Origin of the sequence: Psychromonas sp. CD1 (genome assembly GCF_002239585.1) — a bacterium.
GTDB lineage: Bacteria > Pseudomonadota > Gammaproteobacteria > Enterobacterales > Psychromonadaceae > Psychromonas.
The window spans coordinates 1,366,092-1,383,088 of sequence record NZ_NDFH01000003.1; the positions used below are offsets into that span (position 1 = coordinate 1,366,092).

General features: G+C 34.8%; 16 protein-coding genes. 3 read left to right on the top strand and 13 right to left on the bottom strand.

All coding sequences use genetic code 11. From position 1 onward, the window contains the following. Nucleotides 1–5: 5 nt before the first annotated feature. Nucleotides 6–914, bottom strand: coding sequence for a glycine--tRNA ligase subunit alpha (gene glyQ / locus B8W84_RS07880; RefSeq protein WP_094752697.1), 909 nt, complete (start codon nt 912–914; stop codon nt 6–8). 222 nt (nt 915–1,136) lie between these two features. Between glyQ and B8W84_RS07885 the strand changes: the two genes are divergently transcribed. Next, nucleotides 1,137–1,535 carry a hypothetical protein gene (locus B8W84_RS07885; RefSeq protein WP_180706046.1) on the top strand — a complete coding sequence of 133 codons (399 nt, stop codon included), beginning with the start codon at nt 1,137–1,139 and terminating at the stop codon, nt 1,533–1,535. 168 nt (nt 1,536–1,703) lie between these two features. Here B8W84_RS07885 and B8W84_RS07890 read toward each other — a convergent pair whose 3' ends face one another. The 12 genes from B8W84_RS07890 to mnmG all read right to left on the bottom strand — a co-directional run bounded on the left by B8W84_RS07890 (nt 1,704) and on the right by mnmG (nt 12,878). Next, nucleotides 1,704–2,123, bottom strand: coding sequence for a F0F1 ATP synthase subunit epsilon (locus B8W84_RS07890; RefSeq protein WP_094752698.1), 420 nt, complete (start codon nt 2,121–2,123; stop codon nt 1,704–1,706). 15 nt (nt 2,124–2,138) lie between these two features. After that, nucleotides 2,139–3,536, bottom strand: coding sequence for a F0F1 ATP synthase subunit beta (gene atpD / locus B8W84_RS07895; protein WP_094752699.1), 1,398 nt, complete (start codon nt 3,534–3,536; stop codon nt 2,139–2,141). Nucleotides 3,537–3,566: 30 nt separating this feature from the next. Then, complete coding sequence (gene atpG, locus B8W84_RS07900; protein ID WP_094752700.1) at nt 3,567–4,433, bottom strand: F0F1 ATP synthase subunit gamma; 867 nt, start codon at nt 4,431–4,433, stop codon at nt 3,567–3,569. Nucleotides 4,434–4,457: 24 nt separating this feature from the next. Then, nucleotides 4,458–5,999, bottom strand: coding sequence for a F0F1 ATP synthase subunit alpha (gene atpA, locus B8W84_RS07905; RefSeq protein WP_094752701.1), 1,542 nt, complete (start codon nt 5,997–5,999; stop codon nt 4,458–4,460). A gap of 12 nt (nt 6,000–6,011) precedes the next feature. Then, on the bottom strand, nt 6,012–6,545 hold the full coding sequence (gene atpH / locus B8W84_RS07910) for a F0F1 ATP synthase subunit delta (protein ID WP_094752702.1): 534 nt from the start codon (nt 6,543–6,545) through the stop codon (nt 6,012–6,014). A gap of 11 nt (nt 6,546–6,556) precedes the next feature. After that, the gene (gene atpF, locus B8W84_RS07915) at nt 6,557–7,027 is read right to left on the bottom strand and encodes a F0F1 ATP synthase subunit B (protein WP_094752703.1); all 471 of its coding nucleotides are present in this window, start codon (nt 7,025–7,027) and stop codon (nt 6,557–6,559) included. A 189-nt stretch (nt 7,028–7,216) separates the two neighbouring features. Beyond that, on the bottom strand, nt 7,217–8,023 hold the full coding sequence (gene atpB / locus B8W84_RS07920) for a F0F1 ATP synthase subunit A (protein WP_094752704.1): 807 nt from the start codon (nt 8,021–8,023) through the stop codon (nt 7,217–7,219). Then, the gene (locus tag B8W84_RS07925) at nt 8,016–8,417 is read right to left on the bottom strand and encodes an ATP synthase subunit I (RefSeq protein ID WP_094752705.1); all 402 of its coding nucleotides are present in this window, start codon (nt 8,415–8,417) and stop codon (nt 8,016–8,018) included. Before B8W84_RS07925 ends, atpB begins: the two co-directional genes overlap by 8 nt. Nucleotides 8,418–8,633: 216 nt before the next feature. Then, nucleotides 8,634–9,542 (bottom strand): ParB/RepB/Spo0J family partition protein, encoded by a 909-nt coding sequence (locus B8W84_RS07930; RefSeq protein WP_094752706.1) that lies wholly within the window; start codon nt 9,540–9,542, stop codon nt 8,634–8,636. Continuing rightward, nucleotides 9,536–10,330, bottom strand: coding sequence for a ParA family protein (locus B8W84_RS07935; protein ID WP_094752707.1), 795 nt, complete (start codon nt 10,328–10,330; stop codon nt 9,536–9,538). Before B8W84_RS07935 ends, B8W84_RS07930 begins: the two co-directional genes overlap by 7 nt. A 33-nt stretch (nt 10,331–10,363) precedes the next feature. Next, nucleotides 10,364–10,999 (bottom strand): 16S rRNA (guanine(527)-N(7))-methyltransferase RsmG, encoded by a 636-nt coding sequence (gene rsmG / locus B8W84_RS07940; protein WP_094752708.1) that lies wholly within the window; start codon nt 10,997–10,999, stop codon nt 10,364–10,366. Continuing rightward, nucleotides 10,992–12,878, bottom strand: coding sequence for a tRNA uridine-5-carboxymethylaminomethyl(34) synthesis enzyme MnmG (mnmG, locus tag B8W84_RS07945; protein WP_094752709.1), 1,887 nt, complete (start codon nt 12,876–12,878; stop codon nt 10,992–10,994). The genes rsmG and mnmG overlap by 8 nt, the downstream gene beginning before the upstream one ends. Nucleotides 12,879–13,045: 167 nt before the next feature. Here mnmG and B8W84_RS07950 point away from each other — a divergent pair, with 167 nt between their 5' ends. After that, nucleotides 13,046–15,268 (top strand): ABC transporter permease subunit, encoded by a 2,223-nt coding sequence (locus B8W84_RS07950; RefSeq protein WP_094752710.1) that lies wholly within the window; start codon nt 13,046–13,048, stop codon nt 15,266–15,268. Nucleotides 15,269–15,282: 14 nt separating this feature from the next. Beyond that, nucleotides 15,283–16,929 (top strand): phosphate ABC transporter permease PstA, encoded by a 1,647-nt coding sequence (gene pstA, locus B8W84_RS07955; protein ID WP_094752711.1) that lies wholly within the window; start codon nt 15,283–15,285, stop codon nt 16,927–16,929. Nucleotides 16,930–16,997 lie beyond the last annotated feature (68 nt).

Genomic DNA, 16,997 nt, shown 5'->3' on the forward strand with positions numbered 1-16,997 from the left:
TCGCCTTATTTTTCTGATTTTTTGCAAAGAGGGAAACCAAGTTCTTTTCGTTTTGCGTAATAAGTAACTGCGACCGCTTTAGATAAAGCACGTACACGCAATATATAACGCTGGCGCTCAGTAACCGAAATAGCATGACGAGCATCTAATAAATTAAATGTATGCGAGGCCTTCATCACTTGCTCATAGGCAGGAAGAGGAAGATTGGCTTCTATTAGTTTTTGGCTCTCTTTTTCATAAAGATCAAACTGCTCAAACAGAGCGTCAACATTAGCGTATTCGTAGTTATACGTTGATTGCTCAACTTCATTTTGATGAAATATGTCACCATAAGTTACCTTGCCCATTGGACCATCAGCCCAAACAAGATCATAAATACTATCTACACCTTGCACATACATCGCTAAACGCTCTAAGCCATAAGTAATTTCACCCGTTACAGGCGAGCACTCTAACCCACCAACTTGTTGAAAATACGTAAACTGACTCACTTCCATGCCATTTAACCAAATTTCCCAACCAAGACCCCAAGCGCCTAATGTAGGAGACTCCCAGTTATCTTCAACAAAGCGAATATCATGAACAGACGTATCAATGCCTATCTCTTTTAAGGAAAGCAAATACAAATCTTGAAAGTTTTTAGGTGATGGTTTTAATACCACTTGAAATTGATAGTACTGTTGCAAACGGTTTGGATTTTCACCATAACGGCCATCTGTCGGACGACGACAAGGCTGTACATAGGCACTGTTCATTGGCTCAGGGCCAATTGAACGTATAAATGTTTGAGGATGGAATGTTCCTGCACCGACTTCCATATCAAGGGGTTGTACTATTGCGCAACCTTGACGGGCCCAAAAGTCTTGTAAGGCAAGAATAAGACCTTGGAATGTTTTGGTATCGAATTTTTGCATGGTATTAGCTTCGATTTGATTATAAAAAATTAACGCTCATTATACCTTATATGTCGATTAAATACACATAATTACAATTTATACGATCGTGCGGTAATATTAATCTTTCCTCTTTTTATAAAATTAATCGTAACCCTAAAAAAGGAAGCTTATAAATACTTTTTCTAGACAAACAAAGATAAAGACAGCTATGCTTCCTTAAAACTATCATCAGAAATGACCATGAAGAAAAAATTAAAAGAAATTGATCTTTACTCTCCCATAAAAACGTTTTTTACAGATTTAGGTTATCAGGTAAAAGGTGAAATTAATAACTGTGATATTGTCGTGAAACGAGGCAAACAAACAATAATTATAGAACTAAAATTAAATTTAAATATCACCTTATTATTGCAAGCAATTAGTCGCTTTAGTCTCAGCGATAATGTTTACATTGCAATACCCAAACAATGTACATTATTAAAAAAAAACAAAATACAGATAAAAGTATTGCTCTCTCGTTTAGGTATCGGCTTAATTCTGGTCGATATACAAAAAACCATCAGTTATGTTGAAGTCGTTCTTGATAAATCTGAATACAGCCCTCGTAAAAATTTAAACATTTACTTTTATGATTTTTAAATGAATTTGACTCCCATCATCCTGATTTAAAGTTAGTTAATTTTTTCTTATCCAGAACTCAGGTTAAATAGAAAAATAAAGCTTTAAGAACTGAACATTCATATTAATTAAACAAAATTAAACATAAAAAAAGTGACCCTTAGGTCACTTTTTTAGAAAGTTAAAATATCATCTTCGAGTTAACTTAATTATACGTAATTGTGCAACGGCTTGAGCAAGCTGTGCGGTTACGAGAACAAAATCAATATCCTTAGTTGGATTTTGTAATTGTTCTGTTGCAACGCGCGCTGCTTCTTCTGCTTTAGCCTGATCTAAATCTTCAGCTCGAATAGCCGTATCGGCTAAAAGAGTAACGCATCCAGGTTGCACTTCAAGAAACCCTCCAGAGATATAAATGACTTCTTCAGCACCCCCTTGCTTTACCAATTTAATTAAACCAGGTTTAATTGCGGTAAGTAATGGAGCGTGACCCGGCATAATACCAAGTTCACCTTCTTGACCAGATACCGATAAATGTGAAACACGTCCTGAAAACAGAGACTCTTCCACACTTACAACATCTAAATGAGTGGTCATTGCTTTAGTCATAGTTACCTCCAGCTATTATAAAGTTTTGGCTTTTTCAACGGCTTCTTCGATAGTACCTACATATAAGAACGCTTGCTCAGGTATATCATCATAGTCACCTGCGATAAGTCCTTTAAAGCCAGATAACGTATCTTTAAGCGTTACATATACACCAGGTGTACCTGTAAAGACTTCTGCTACATGGTAAGGTTGAGTTAAGAACTTTTCAACTTTACGTGCGCGCGATACGATTTGTTTGTCTTCTTCAGAAAGCTCATCCATGCCTAAAATAGCAATGATATCTTTAAGCTCTTTATAGCGTTGTAATATACCTTGTACACCACGAGCAATATCATAATGCTCTTGGCCAACAACTAATGGATCCAACATACGAGAAGTAGAATCAAGCGGATCGATTGCTGGGTAAAGACCTAGCGAAGCAATTTGACGCGATAATACAATCGTTGCATCTAAGTGAGCAAATGTTGTAGCTGGCGACGGATCTGTTAAATCATCAGCCGGTACATATACTGCTTGAATAGAAGTAATCGATCCTGTTTTAGTTGATGTAATACGCTCTTGTAAAACGCCCATTTCTTCAGCAAGTGTTGGTTGATAACCAACCGCAGAAGGCATACGGCCAAGAAGAGCAGATACTTCGGTTCCTGCAAGTGTATAACGGTAAATATTATCAATAAACAATAATACATCTTTACCTTCATCACGGAAACGCTCAGCCATCGTTAAGCCCGTTAATGCTACACGTAAACGACATCCTGGTGGCTCGTTCATTTGACCATAGACCATTGCTACTTTTGATAGCTCTGGATGCTCAACATTAACAACACCAGCTTCTTGCATTTCAAAATAGAAGTCATTACCTTCACGAGTACGTTCACCAACCCCTGCAAAAACAGACAATCCTGAATGTTTTAAGGCTATATTATTGATGAGTTCCATCATGTTTACGGTTTTACCTACACCCGCACCACCAAATAGACCTATTTTACCACCTCTTGCAAAGGGACAAATTAAATCAATAACTTTGATTCCTACTTCTAATGTGTCAACTGAAATAGCTTGCTCTTCATAAGAAGGAGCTTCACGGTGAATTTCATAATGATCAGTAGCTTCAACTGGACCACATTCATCCACAGGCTCACCAAGTACATTTAAAATACGACCTAATGTAGCCGTACCAACAGGTACTGTGATTGCGTGTTTTGTATCAGTAACTTCTAATCCACGACGTAAACCTTCAGTAGCACCCATAGCGATACAACGAACTACTCCACCGCCTATTTGCTGCTGAACTTCCATCGTAAGTTTTTTTTCAGTGACTATTAACGCACTGTAAATATTCGGTATATCTTGTTGGGAGAATTCAACATCCACAACAGCACCGATGATCTGTACGATTTTACCTGAACTCATCTCTGATCCTCTAAAATCTTAAATTTATAATTATACCGCAGCAGCACCACCACAAATCTCAGCAAGTTCCTGAGTAATTGCAGTTTGACGCGCTTTATTGGCAACAAGTTGTAACTCATCAATCAAGTCATTGGCATTGTCTGTAGCGGATTTCATCGCCACCATTCGAGAAACTTGCTCACAAGCTAAGTTCTCGACAACACCTTGATATACTTGAGACTCTACATAACGAATAAACAATGAATCAAGCAACGTTTTTGCATCACCTTCATATAAATAATCCCAAAGGTGCGGAGCAACTTCATTCTCATCTTTCGCTTTAGGCAGAGGTAACAACTGACTAATTGTTGGCTCTTGTACCATCGTACTTATAAATTTATTATGCACTATGTATAAGCTATCAAGTTTACCTTCATTGTAGGTATCTAACATTACTTTTACCGAGCCAATTAAATCATTAACCGCTGGCTTATCACCCAAATTTGCAACATGGGCAACTATGTTAGCGCCTACACGAGAAAAGAAAGTACTTGATTTAGATCCAATAAGGGCTAAATCGACTTCAATATTATTCTCTGAATGTACTTTCATTTCTTTGATCAGTTTTTTAAACAAATTAATATTTAAACCACCACATAAACCTCGATCACTTGAAATAACAATATAACCAACACGCTTTATCTCTCTTTCGATAACATAAGGGTGCTTATATTCAAGTTTACCAAGTGCGATATGACCAATCACGTTACGCATCGTTTTTGCATAAGCAAGAGTGCTATTCATTCGCTCTTGCGCACGTCGCATTTTAGATGCCGCAACCATTTCCATCGCACCAGTGATTTTTTGAGTGTTTTTAACACTCGCGATCTTATTTCTAATTTCTTTATCGCCGGCCATCTCTAGCTCCTAATCAATGATTAATTACCAGGTTTGCGTTGCAACGAAAGATTCTAAGATAGCGTTAAACTGTCCTTCGATCTCTTTATTGTAATCACCAGTTTCATTAATATTCGCATAAAATTCAGCATGCTCATTTTTAACATAAGAGGTTAAAGAAGCTTCAAAATCTAAAACTTTATCAACATTTACATCTTTTAAGAAACCTTTTTCAGCCGCAAATAATGATAATGCTTGTTCAACAATAGACATTGGAGAATATTGTTTTTGCTTCATTAATTCGGTTACTTTTTTACCATGATCAAGTTGTCTACGCGTTATCTCATCAAGATCCGAGGCAAACTGCGCAAAAGCGGCTAATTCACGATATTGAGCAAGAGCAGTACGAATACCACCGGCTAATTTTTTAATCACTTGACACTGAGCAGCACCACCTACACGCGATACAGAAATACCTGGATCAACAGCAGGACGAATACCACTATTAAAGAGCTCAGTTGTTAAAAATATCTGACCATCGGTAATAGAAATCACATTCGTTGGTACAAATGCAGATACATCACCCGCTTGTGTTTCAATAATTGGTAATGCGGTTAATGAACCCGTTTTGCCTTTTACTTTACCTTTGGTAAATTTTTCTACATAAGCTTCACTAACTCGTGATGCACGTTCTAATAAACGTGAATGTAAGTAGAAAACATCACCAGGGTATGCTTCACGACCAGGAGGACGTTTCAGTAATAATGATATTTGACGGTAAGCAACAGCTTGTTTAGATAAATCATCATAAACAATCAGTGCATCTTCACCACGATCACGGAAGTATTCACCCATAGAACAACCTGCATAAGGTGCAAGGTATTGTAACGCAGCAGCCTCTGATGCAGATGCAACAACAACAATAGTATTTTCTAGTGCGCCGTGCTCTTCAAGTTTACGTACCACATTTGCAATCGTTGATGATTTTTGACCAATCGCTACATAAACACAATATAGACCAGTGTCTTTTTGATTGATAATCGCATCAATTGCGATAGCCGTTTTACCTACTTGGCGATCTCCAATGATAAGCTCACGTTGGCCTCGACCGATTGGAATCATAGAATCTATTGATTTCCAGCCGGTTTGTAATGGTTGATCAACCGATTTACGATCGATAACCCCTGGAGCAATTACTTCAACTGGAGAATAACCATCATTTTCAATCGGTCCTTTCCCATCGATAGGCTCACCAAGTGTATTAACCACTCGGCCTAATAAGCCTTTACCTACAGGCACTTCAAGAATACGGCCTGTTGATTTAACTTTTTCGCCTTCACGAAGATCTTTATAAGGGCCCATAACTACAGCACCAACTGAGTCACGCTCAAGGTTAAGTGCCATTGCAAAACTACCATTAGGTAATTCTATCATTTCGCCTTGCATACATTCAGCAAGACCATTTATACGAATAATACCATCGCTTACAGACACGATAGTACCTTCATTACGCGTTTCACTTACCGCTTCAAATTTTTCAATTCGTTGCTTTATAAGATCACTTATTTCAGTGGAATTCAGTTGCATGCCAATTTCCCATTAGGATTGTAGAGTATTTAATAAACGATTTAGTTGACTTTTAGCTGTACTGTCAATAACTAAATCACCTGCGGTGATCATCATTCCGGTGATCAAGGTTTTATCAATACTACAATTAATATTTACTTTTAGAGCAAGACGCTTTTCAAGTGACTGTGTTAATTGTGTTTTTTGCTTTTTAGAAAGAGCATAAGCAGAGACAACATTTACATCTATCTCTTTTTTACATTTTCTTACTAATTCAGAAAACAATTCAGTAACTTTAGGTAAGACACTTAAACGTCCATTTTCAACCATTACATTAATTAAGTTCTGACCATTTTTATCTAGTTGATCAGCACAAATATCAATGAACAATTTACCTACTTCTTGTTTTGCTCTATCGCTTTTCAAAATTTTAGCCATTGTTGGATTTTCAACAATAGCGGATGCAAATACCAACATCTCATACCAATATTCGATATTGTTATTCTCACTCGCAAATTCAAAAGCAGCTCGAGCATAAGGACGAGCCACAGTAGTCAATTCAGACATTAGCTCTCTCCTTATAATTCAGTGACCAATTTATCGATAATATCGCTATTTGCTTCTTTATCGATTGAATGTTTTATTATCTTCTCAGCACCGGCTATCGCAAGAATAGTTACTTGTTGACGTAACTCTTCACGTGCACGATTGCGCTCAGCTTCAACTTCAGCTTCACCTTGCGTTATTATTTTTTGACGCTCAGTTTCACCTTCATTTTTAGCTTCATCGACAATTTGTGCACGACGTTTATTCGCTTGCTCTATAATTTCAGCTGCTTGAACTTTCGCTTCTTTTAATTTTTCAGACGCTTTAGCTTGTGCAAGTTGTAAATGTTTACCTGCACGTTCCGCTTGTGTTAGACCATCTGCTATTAATTTCTGACGAGCTTCAATTGCATCCATCAATGGTGGCCATATATATTTCATACAAAACCAAACAAACAATATAAAAGCAATTGCTTGGCCTAGTAGGGTTGCGTTCATATTCACCGCATAATCTCCCTTATTGTTTTTTTATAAAAACACATAAATAATTTTTTTAAAAAAAATTATTAGCCAGAGCCCATCATCAAACCAGACGCAATATAGATTAGCTCTACACTCATAACATGTTCCATAAAAACTCCAAATTATAAATAAAATATTAATGCTATGTTATAGCAAAAAAGTTGTTAAAAATTAATGATCTTCAGATGCCTGTGACAAGTAAACTATTGTCAAAACCATAAATATAAATGCTTGTAATGTAATGATTAATATATGGAAAATAGCCCAAGGAACCGACAATATAAATTGTGACCACCAAGGTAATAAGCCAGCAATCAATATAAATATTAATTCCCCTGCATACATATTTCCAAATAATCGAAGACCTAAAGATACCGGTTTAGAAATTAACGTAACACCCTCTAAAAGTAAATTGATAGGTATAAAAGCCCAATGATTAAAAGGCTGTAACGCTAATTCTTTTGCAAATCCAGATATTCCTTTTATTTTAATACTATAAAATATGATTAAAATAAATACACTCAGCGACATAGACATTGTAATGTTTACATCTGCAGAAGGTACAACCCTAAAATGTATACCAAATAATTCACTGGCAACATAAGGAATTGCATCAACGGGAAGTAAATCCATCACATTCATTAGAAATACCCATACAAAGATGGTTAATGCTAATGGTGCAATTAACTTATTTTTACCGTGGAAAATATCTTTTACCGTGTTATCTACAAATTCAATTAATATTTCAACAAAACATAAGAACTTACCTGGAACACCTGTGGTTGCTTTTTTTGCTACTTTACGAAACAAAGCAAGCATAATTATGCCGAGAATTACTGATATCAGTAAAGAGTCAACATTAAACGTCCAGAAACCACCATTAGTTACATCAAAACCACCATTAACACTCCATGTTAGGTTTGTTAAATGATGTTGAATATAACTTGTTGTTGTTAAAGCTTCAGCAGTATCAGCCATGTTTTATTCCAACGTTGTTATAAAAAAAGAAAGGAGCTATACACTGCGAAATTATTAATAATATAAATGAAATGTAAAAAGCACCCATACTTAAAGATACATATTTCAAAAAGAATACTAATAATAAAACAGTGAAAGAAATTTTAAATACCTCTCCTGCGTATACTCCTCTAAGAACAACTAATGCACTCTGAGTATCAGCCAAAGCAAATGCCCTTAGTACAAAAATACAATTAGGAAGTAGAAAAGTGATCCCTCCAGCTAAATAAGAATAACCTAATTTAATTGAAAAAAAGACTGTTAAGATCAGCGCAATTAAAAGCACTATTAATAATTGATAAAACACTAATGTTAGTCCATTTTTTTGGCTTTTATTGATGAGGTTATCAATCATTACGATCTCCTTTTTATTTTACTATGACAAATAAGTGTTTTTTTATCAAAAACGTATATTCAATAGCAAAAACTGGGAGACATTGTATACCCACATTCGAACGTAATGCAATATTATAAAAGTATTTTTAAATACCGTGCAGTGTATTTGATTAATATTTGATATATCACGTCACGTTAGAATTTAACATTACATTAACAGTTCTTTTTGATGATTTTATTGTTTATTTAACAAACTCATTAGAACATCTAAATCATCCAATGATTTATAATTAACGACTAATTTTCCTTTACCATTTTTTGCTTGTTTTACTGTTACAAATAATCCACATACACTTGCAAAGTTGTTTATTATTTCATCGGCTTTAACACATTTAGTCAGGGGGGGCGTTACAGTTTGATTATTTAATGATTTTTTTACTAAACGCTCTGTTTCACGTACGGTTAAATATTTATCAACAACGACCTTTGCCAATGCTATTTGTTGATCATGTGCACAACTCAAAAGAGCACGTGCATGACCCATTTCAATATCTCCATCTAGCAGTAGTTTTTGTACTTCAGTGGATAAATTATTTAAACGCAATAAATTACTCACTGTCGTACGTGATTTTCCAACCGCTAACGCTACATCTTGATGGGTTAATGTAAATTCATTTAATAAGCGTTTATAAGCGATTGCTTCTTCCATACTATTTAAATTTTCACGCTGAATATTTTCAATTAAAGCAATTGCAATCGCAGCACTATCTTTAACATTTTTAATTAAACAAGGAACACTTTCTAAACCAACTATTTTAGCTGCTCGCCAACGACGTTCCCCTGCGATTATCTCATAGTTATGATGACCGGTTAGTCTAACTAAAATAGGTTGGATAATGCCTTGAGCATGAATTGAATTTGCTAATTCATCTAAACCTTCACTTGAAATATTTTGCCGCGGTTGATATTTCCCTACATGTAAATAATCAATCAATATATTTTGTAGTTCACCTTTACCGCTCTCCACAATTTGTTGAGTCTTCTCAGCTTGAATATCATGTGAAACTTGCTTTGAGCGACTTATATTACTACTACTAAGTAATGAATCTAAACCTTTACCTAAGCCTCTCTTTCTTCCTAGCATGATAATTCCTTTTCGTCTTGTAATTGCTCTTCACGACGTAACATTTCACCAGCTAAGGCTAAATAAGCTTTAGCTCCCGTTGAATATTTATCATAATATATAACAGGAGATCCAAAACTAGGCGCTTCAGCCAAACGTATGTTACGGGGAATAATTGTACGATATACTTTATTACCAAAATGTTTTTTAAGTTGATCTGAAACATCTGAAGATAAACGATTTCTAGGATCGTACATCGTACGCAAGATCCCTTCTATTTTAAGATCTGCATTGATAACAGAAGCTATTTTGGTAATAGTATCGAGTAAAGCGGTTAAACCCTCGAGTGCATAATATTCACACTGCATAGGAACTAAAACAGAATCTGCGGCCGTCATCGCATTAACGGTTAACATATTTAAAGAGGGAGGACAGTCAATAAAAATATAATCATATGCATCTTTATAAGGAGCTAATGCACTTCGTAAACGAGTTTCTCTTGAAAGAAACGTCATTAATTTAACTTCTGCAGCGGTTACATCACTATTAGCGGCAACAAGATGAAAGCCTCCGGATGTTTCTTTTTCAATGACTTGATCTAAAGGTAACTCATCAATTAATAAATCATATGCGGTATGAGCAACCTCATACTTATCAATATTAGAACCCATTGTTGCATTACCTTGAGGATCTAAATCAATAACTAATACTTTTCGTTTAGTGGCAGCCATTGAAGCTGCTAAATTAACACAAGTCGTCGTTTTACCTACACCACCTTTCTGATTGGCTATTGCTATTATTTTACCCACAATGATTTACTCTATATTGATGATAATGGGAACTTATATCCTTTTTACTTTTACTAAGCAACGTTCACCTTCTAGGTTTGGTACTTGCAAGGTAATAGATTCTATAAATTCAAATTGTTTATCTAAATTATTTATCTCTTGCTCTGGTAAACGCCCTTTTAAAGCTAAAAAATGTCCGTTTTCATTACTTAAATGTTTACACCACTTCAGCATATCTTCGAGCGAAGCAAAAGCACGGCTTAATACAACATCAAATTTTTCATCTGGATGATACTCTTCGACTCTACTTTGTATAAAATCAACATTTTTTAAGCCTAATTCTAACACTGCATAACGGATAAAACGTAAACGCTTACCTAAGCTATCTAATAATAAAAATTGCTTATCTGGGTTTAATATAGCTAAAGGTAATCCTGGTAACCCCGGGCCCGTACCGACATCGATAATACGTTGACCTTGTAAATATGGTGACACAACGATACTGTCCATAATATGCTTAACAAGCATTTGTTGAGGGTCTCTAACAGAAGTAAGATTATACGCTTTATTCCATTTTACTAATAATTGTACCAGTTGTATTAATTGTATTATTTGCTTATCACTAACATCAAGATTTGTATCGTTTAACATCTCTTTTAATTTGTTTGTTAATTCTACTTTATTAAACATTTCTTCTTAATCCGTTTTTCTTTAAATAAATCAACAATATAGAAATAGTGGCCGGTGTAACACCTGGTGTTCTAGACGCTTTTCCTATACTTTCAGGTTTTATATCATTTAATTTAGCAATTGCTTCATTAGATAAACCCTTTACATTTTTATAATCAATATTAACAGGTAATAACGTACTTTCATTACGTTTTAATTTAGCAATTTCATCGAGTTGTCTATCGATGTATCCCTGATATTTGATTTTAATTTCAATTTGTTCAGCCGCTTGTTTATTACTAATTGCAGGTCCTAATCCTTCTATCTTCATTAAATCTTGATATTTAACTTCAGGCCTACGAATCATTGCTTCTAATGTACTTTCTCTTTGCATCGGTTGTTTTAATAAAGCATTGATTTTATCTGCATTGATAGAGTTGGGATTAACCCATTGATTTTTTAAACGTTGGGATTCGATTTCAATAGCTTCTTGTTTTTCACTAAATATTCTCCAACGAATATCATCAACGACACCATATTCTCTACCAATAGCAGTTAAACGTGAATCTGCATTATCTTCACGTAATAATAAACGGTATTCTGCGCGACTCGTAAACATTCGATAGGGTTCTTTAGTTCCTAAGGTCGAAAGATCGTCAATTAAAACCCCCAAATAAGCCTCATTTCGGCGAGGAGCCCAACCTTCTTTATCTTGTGCGTATAAAGCCGCATTCATACCAGCAAGTAATCCTTGGGCTGCTGCTTCTTCATAGCCTGTTGTTCCATTAATTTGTCCAGCAAAGAATAAACCGTGAATATATTTACTTTCTAATGTAGATTTTAAATCACGGGGATCACAATAATCATATTCAATAGCATACCCAGGACGCGTTAAAAATGCATTTTCAAAGCCTTTCATAGAATGAATAAACTCAATTTGAACATCAAAAGGTAAACTGGTTGAAATCCCATTAGGATAAACTTCATGTGTCGTTAAACCTTCAGGTTCAACAAAAATTTGATGTGATTTTTTATCTGCAAAACGCATGATTTTATCTTCAATAGAAGGACAATAACGAGGTCCTACACCACCAATTACTCCTGTGTACATCGGACTTCTATCTAAACTATTACGAATTATATCATGTGTTTTTTCATTAGTATGAGTAATATAACAAGGTATTTGACGTGGATGATCAGTGTTTTTCCCTATAAATGAAAATGTAGGTATGGGTGTATCACCATGTTGCACTTCTAACACTGAAAAATCGATACTACGAGCGTCGATACGCGCTGGAGTACCTGTTTTTAATCTTCCCATGCGAGTAGGAAGATCTTTTAATCTTTGTGCTAAACCGATTGAAGCTGGATCTCCTGCTCGGCCACCACTGTAATTTTTTAAACCTATATGAATAAGCCCATTTAAAAAAGTACCTACGGTTAAAATCACAGATTTAGAAGAAAATTTAACTCCCATTTTTGTGATAACACCTGTGACTTGATCATTTTCAACAATAAGATCTTCAACTTCTTGCTGGAATATTTTTAAATTTTCTTGATTTTCTAATTTTTCACGAATAGCAGCTTTGTATAATATACGATCTGCTTGTGCACGTGTTGCTCGTACTGCAGGGCCTTTGCTTGAGTTAAGTGTTCTGAATTGAATACCAGCTTTGTCAATTGCATTTGCCATTAAACCACCTAAGGCGTCAACTTCTTTGACTAGATGTCCTTTGCCAATTCCACCAATAGCGGGATTACATGACATTTGGCCTAAGGTTTCAATATTATGTGTTAATAATAATGTGTTTAATCCCATACGTGCAGATGAAGCAGCGGCTTCTGTTCCTGCATGTCCTCCGCCAATAACAATAACATCAAAATGTTCGTGGTAATTCATTTGTATTCCAAAACTACAGTAAAAATATAGAAACGTATTTTACCTTCTTCCTTCAAAATATGACACCACTAAGATCAAAAGAATAATATTAGTAGTATATATAGATAACTGTAACAAAAGAATAATATAATTTAGGTATTAAATTTTACATAAACATGAGAATGAATATGCCCAATAATCATTTATTAAACGGATCAGGCTCCTCTGTTCGTTTATTTAAGGATAAATTAGCAGAGTACGTTATTAAATTCGGAGGGGTACTGGTTTTAGCTACATTAATTTTAATCTTTGCATATTTGTTCTATGTCGTATATCCGATATTTAAATCTCCAGAAATAGAGCAAAGAAATGTATTTAACCATAATCAAAAAGGTATTACTTTTGCACTTGGTATGGATGAGTACAATGAAATTGTGTATCGTTTTAATTCTCTTGGTGTTGATTTTTTATCAACAAATGAAAAATCAAATTATGTCTCTGAAAATAAAAAAAACTATTATTTTACTCAAAAAGCAATTTCTTTTGCGCAATTAAATCAATCTAGAAAAATTTCTATATTTGGTTTTGATGATGGTTCAGTTAGTATTTTAGAAGTTAATTTTAAGTTAACCTATGAAAATAATGAACGTCTCATTACACCTAAAATTGATTTTCCTTTTGTAAATTCTCAAATGTTAATAGATGAAAAACATCAACCTATAGTTAATGTTGCCATTGCATTTGAGGATGATCGTGCTGATGTAATTTCTATTACAAAGGATGGACGGGGTTTCTTGACGGTATTCGAAGGCTCAGAAAATTTTATGACTCAAGAGGTAGAGTGGGAGTCTAATACTGTCTCATTAGGAAATATTCCTTCTAAAATAGATAAAGTATTGATCTCCTCTAACTTGAAAAATGCTTATATACGCTCAGGTAATAAGCTTTATATATTAGATATAAGCGATGTATTTAATATTAAAAATATAGAAACGTTAAATATCAATGAAGCTTATCAAAACGTAACGGATATAATATTTCTTTCCGGTGGATCATCCTTACTCGTTGCTAATAATAATGGTGTTATTACACAGTGGTTTTATGTTCGTAATAAAGGAGAGCGTAATTTTAAGAAAATCCGACGTTTTGAAGCCGATAAAAATATTGTGGAAATTATCCCTGAATTAAATAGAAAAGGTTTTTTAAGTATTTCTAAAAATGGCATGTTAAACGTATTTCATGCAACGGGAGGCTCTGAGTTATTACAAGAGCAATTAAATATAAAAGATGTGCAACACTTAGCAATATCGTCTCGTACCAATGCTTTTATTGTATCAAATGGAACAAAGTTTAAGTTTTATAATTATGAAAATGAGTATCCAGAAATATCGTGGGCGGCTATTTGGGAAGAAGTTTGGTATGAAGGTTACTCAGAGCCAGATTACATTTGGCAGTCAACCTCTGGGGCTGATGATTTTGAACCTAAATTCAGCTTGGTTCCTCTTGCATTTGGAACGATAAAAGCAGCTTTTTATGCCATGTTATTTGCGGTTCCACTTGCGCTTGGTGGTGCTATTTATACAGCATATTTTATGACCGAACGATTACGATCCTATGTAAAACCCACAGTTGAAATAATGGAAGCTTTACCAACCGTTATTTTAGGGTTTTTAGCGGGTTTATGGTTAGCTCCATTTATAGAAACACATTTACCGGCTGTTTTTTTATTAATGATAGCACTGCCTCTCACCGCTATTTGTGTTGCTGCGCTTTGTCAGACTTTACCTAAAGCGATACAAGAAAAAGTAGGTGCCGGAATGCATATATATATATTAGTACCGACACTACTATTGGTTTCTTTTGTAGTTATATCGAGTAGTTCATTATTAGAAACACTATTTTTCCACGGCGATGCGCGAACCTATATCAATAATATATTTGGTTTTGATCAACGTAACTCATTAGTTGTTGGTATTGCTATGGGTTTTGCGGTGATCCCAACTATTTTTTCTATTACAGAAGATGCGGTATTTAGTGTGCCAAAACATTTAACTCAAGGTTCACTCGCGCTCGGTGCGACAAAATGGCAAACCTTAATCAGAGTGGTTTTGTTAACGGCAAGTCCAGGTATATTTTCTGCTGTAATGATGGGGCTGGGTCGAGCGGTTGGTGAAACGATGATTGTATTGATGGCAACGGGTAATACTCCCATTATGGATTTTAATATTTTTTCGGGAATGCGAACCTTGGCCGCAAACATAGCAGTAGAGATGCCGGAAGCTGAAATTGCGAGTTCGCATTATCGGGTTTTATTCTTAGCAGCTTTTGTGTTGTTTGTTTTAACTTTTATTTTTAATACCGTTGCTGAATTTGTTCGTCAAAAGCTTCGTGAAAAATATAGCTCGATATAACAAGGAATATAAAAATGAAAAAATGGTTTCAAGCGGGAGATCCTTGGGTTTGGCTAATTGCCAGTGCGGTTAGTCTCTGTCTAATTGCCGTAATTGGATTGGTGTTATTTATTGCATCGAAGGGACTTGTTTATTTTTGGCCTTCTGATTTATATGAATTTAAGGTTGAAAATAACCAATCTAAAATACATACCGTTATTGGTGAGATTTATGATAAAAAGATGGTTCCAGCATTACAATTACGTGAAGCTGGATATGAAATTCCTAAAAACATGGAAAAAGTTCAGCAAATATTAGTAAAAACAGGTAATCGGGAGTTTGTTGATTTGGATTTTAGGTGGCTTATTGAAACACAAATAAAGTCACAAAAGAAAGTACCTGAATTAATAGTATTAACGCGTGTCACGAATGGTAATTTTTATGGTTATCCTTTGTATTTTGAAATAAATGGTAAAAGAACCGAATTTAATTCGTTAGATGATTTAAATGTACTTATTGATCGTGCCACAACATTGAATAATAAGGCATTATCATTACAAAAAAGCGAAATAAGTTCGATAAATTATCAGATAGAAAGTATTCGCTTAAAACAAAGAAGTTTAGAGATAAAGCAAACACTAACTACAGTAAAGAAAGTTGACTTCAAAAATAAAACTAACGCTTTAAAAGAAAAAATAGTTTCTTTTGAACAACAGTTATTTGAATTTAATCATCTTGCGGATAGGGACTATTTTTTTGTAAAAGATATGCGTGGTGAAGTTGTTCGTCTTTCTGTTGCGAATATTTTAAAGGCACAACAACCCAATAAAATGGATGTTATACAAAAAAGCATTGGTTGGTTTAAGGGTGTTTATGAGTTTGTTAGTTCTGATCCACGAGAAGCAAATACAGAGGGTGGGGTATTTCCAGCTATTTTTGGCACCGTTTTTATGGTGTTATTAATGGCGGTGATTGTGACGCCACTAGGTGTTGTTACTGCTATTTATTTACATGAGTATGCGCCTAAAAATATGGTAACTAAAATGATCCGCATTTCGGTAATTAATTTATCGGGTGTTCCATCGATTGTTTATGGTGTATTTGGTTTAGGTTTTTTTGTTTATATTCTTGGTGGCAGTATAGATAGTCTTTTTTATCCTGAAGTTGCTCCTGGATCTATGTTTGGTTCTCCAGGGGTTCTCTGGTCAGCATTAACTTTGGCAATTTTAACGTTGCCAGTGGTTATTGTGTCAACAGAGGAGGGGCTATCAAGAATACCTATGTCTTTAAGGCAAAGCTCCTTGGCATTGGGGGCTACCAAATTTGAAACATTATGGCGCATTGTTATACCAATGGCCAGCCCTGCAATTATGACCGGTTTAATATTAGCAGTTGCTCGCGCCGCTGGTGAGGTAGCTCCTTTAATGTTGGTTGGTGTGGTCAAACTTGCACCGAGTTTACCTCTTGATATGAATTTTCCTTATATTCATTTAGAAAGAAAATTTATGCATCTAGGCTTTCATATCTTTGATGTTGGCTTTCAGAGCCCAAATGTAGAAGCGGCGAGACCATTGGTTTATGCAACTTCCTTTTTACTTATCACCGTTATTATTGGGCTTAATTTAGCCGCGATTCATGTGCGGAATAAATTACGTAGAAAATTTAAAGATCTTGAGATATAAAAGAAGAATTGTTTTCAATAGGAATAAAAATGATAAATATACAAGCACAAAGTACATCATTTAGAAGT

Bases quoted from the DNA above. Each gene is read 5' to 3' on its own strand.
- glyQ (WP_094752697.1), bottom strand. From the start codon at position 914: ATGCAAAAATTCGATACCAAAACATTCCAAGGTCTTATTCTTGCCTTA.
- B8W84_RS07885 (WP_180706046.1), top strand. From the start codon at position 1,137: ATGAAGAAAAAATTAAAAGAAATTGATCTTTACTCTCCCATAAAAACG.
- B8W84_RS07890 (WP_094752698.1), bottom strand. From the start codon at position 2,123: ATGACTAAAGCAATGACCACTCATTTAGATGTTGTAAGTGTGGAAGAG.
- atpD (WP_094752699.1), bottom strand. From the start codon at position 3,536: ATGAGTTCAGGTAAAATCGTACAGATCATCGGTGCTGTTGTGGATGTT.
- atpG (WP_094752700.1), bottom strand. From the start codon at position 4,433: ATGGCCGGCGATAAAGAAATTAGAAATAAGATCGCGAGTGTTAAAAAC.
- atpA (WP_094752701.1), bottom strand. From the start codon at position 5,999: ATGCAACTGAATTCCACTGAAATAAGTGATCTTATAAAGCAACGAATT.
- atpH (WP_094752702.1), bottom strand. From the start codon at position 6,545: ATGTCTGAATTGACTACTGTGGCTCGTCCTTATGCTCGAGCTGCTTTT.
- atpB (WP_094752704.1), bottom strand. From the start codon at position 8,023: ATGGCTGATACTGCTGAAGCTTTAACAACAACAAGTTATATTCAACAT.
- B8W84_RS07925 (WP_094752705.1), bottom strand. From the start codon at position 8,417: ATGATTGATAACCTCATCAATAAAAGCCAAAAAAATGGACTAACATTA.
- B8W84_RS07930 (WP_094752706.1), bottom strand. From the start codon at position 9,542: ATGCTAGGAAGAAAGAGAGGCTTAGGTAAAGGTTTAGATTCATTACTT.
- rsmG (WP_094752708.1), bottom strand. From the start codon at position 10,999: ATGTTTAATAAAGTAGAATTAACAAACAAATTAAAAGAGATGTTAAAC.
- mnmG (WP_094752709.1), bottom strand. From the start codon at position 12,878: ATGAATTACCACGAACATTTTGATGTTATTGTTATTGGCGGAGGACAT.
- B8W84_RS07950 (WP_094752710.1), top strand. From the start codon at position 13,046: ATGCCCAATAATCATTTATTAAACGGATCAGGCTCCTCTGTTCGTTTA.
- pstA (WP_094752711.1), top strand. From the start codon at position 15,283: ATGAAAAAATGGTTTCAAGCGGGAGATCCTTGGGTTTGGCTAATTGCC.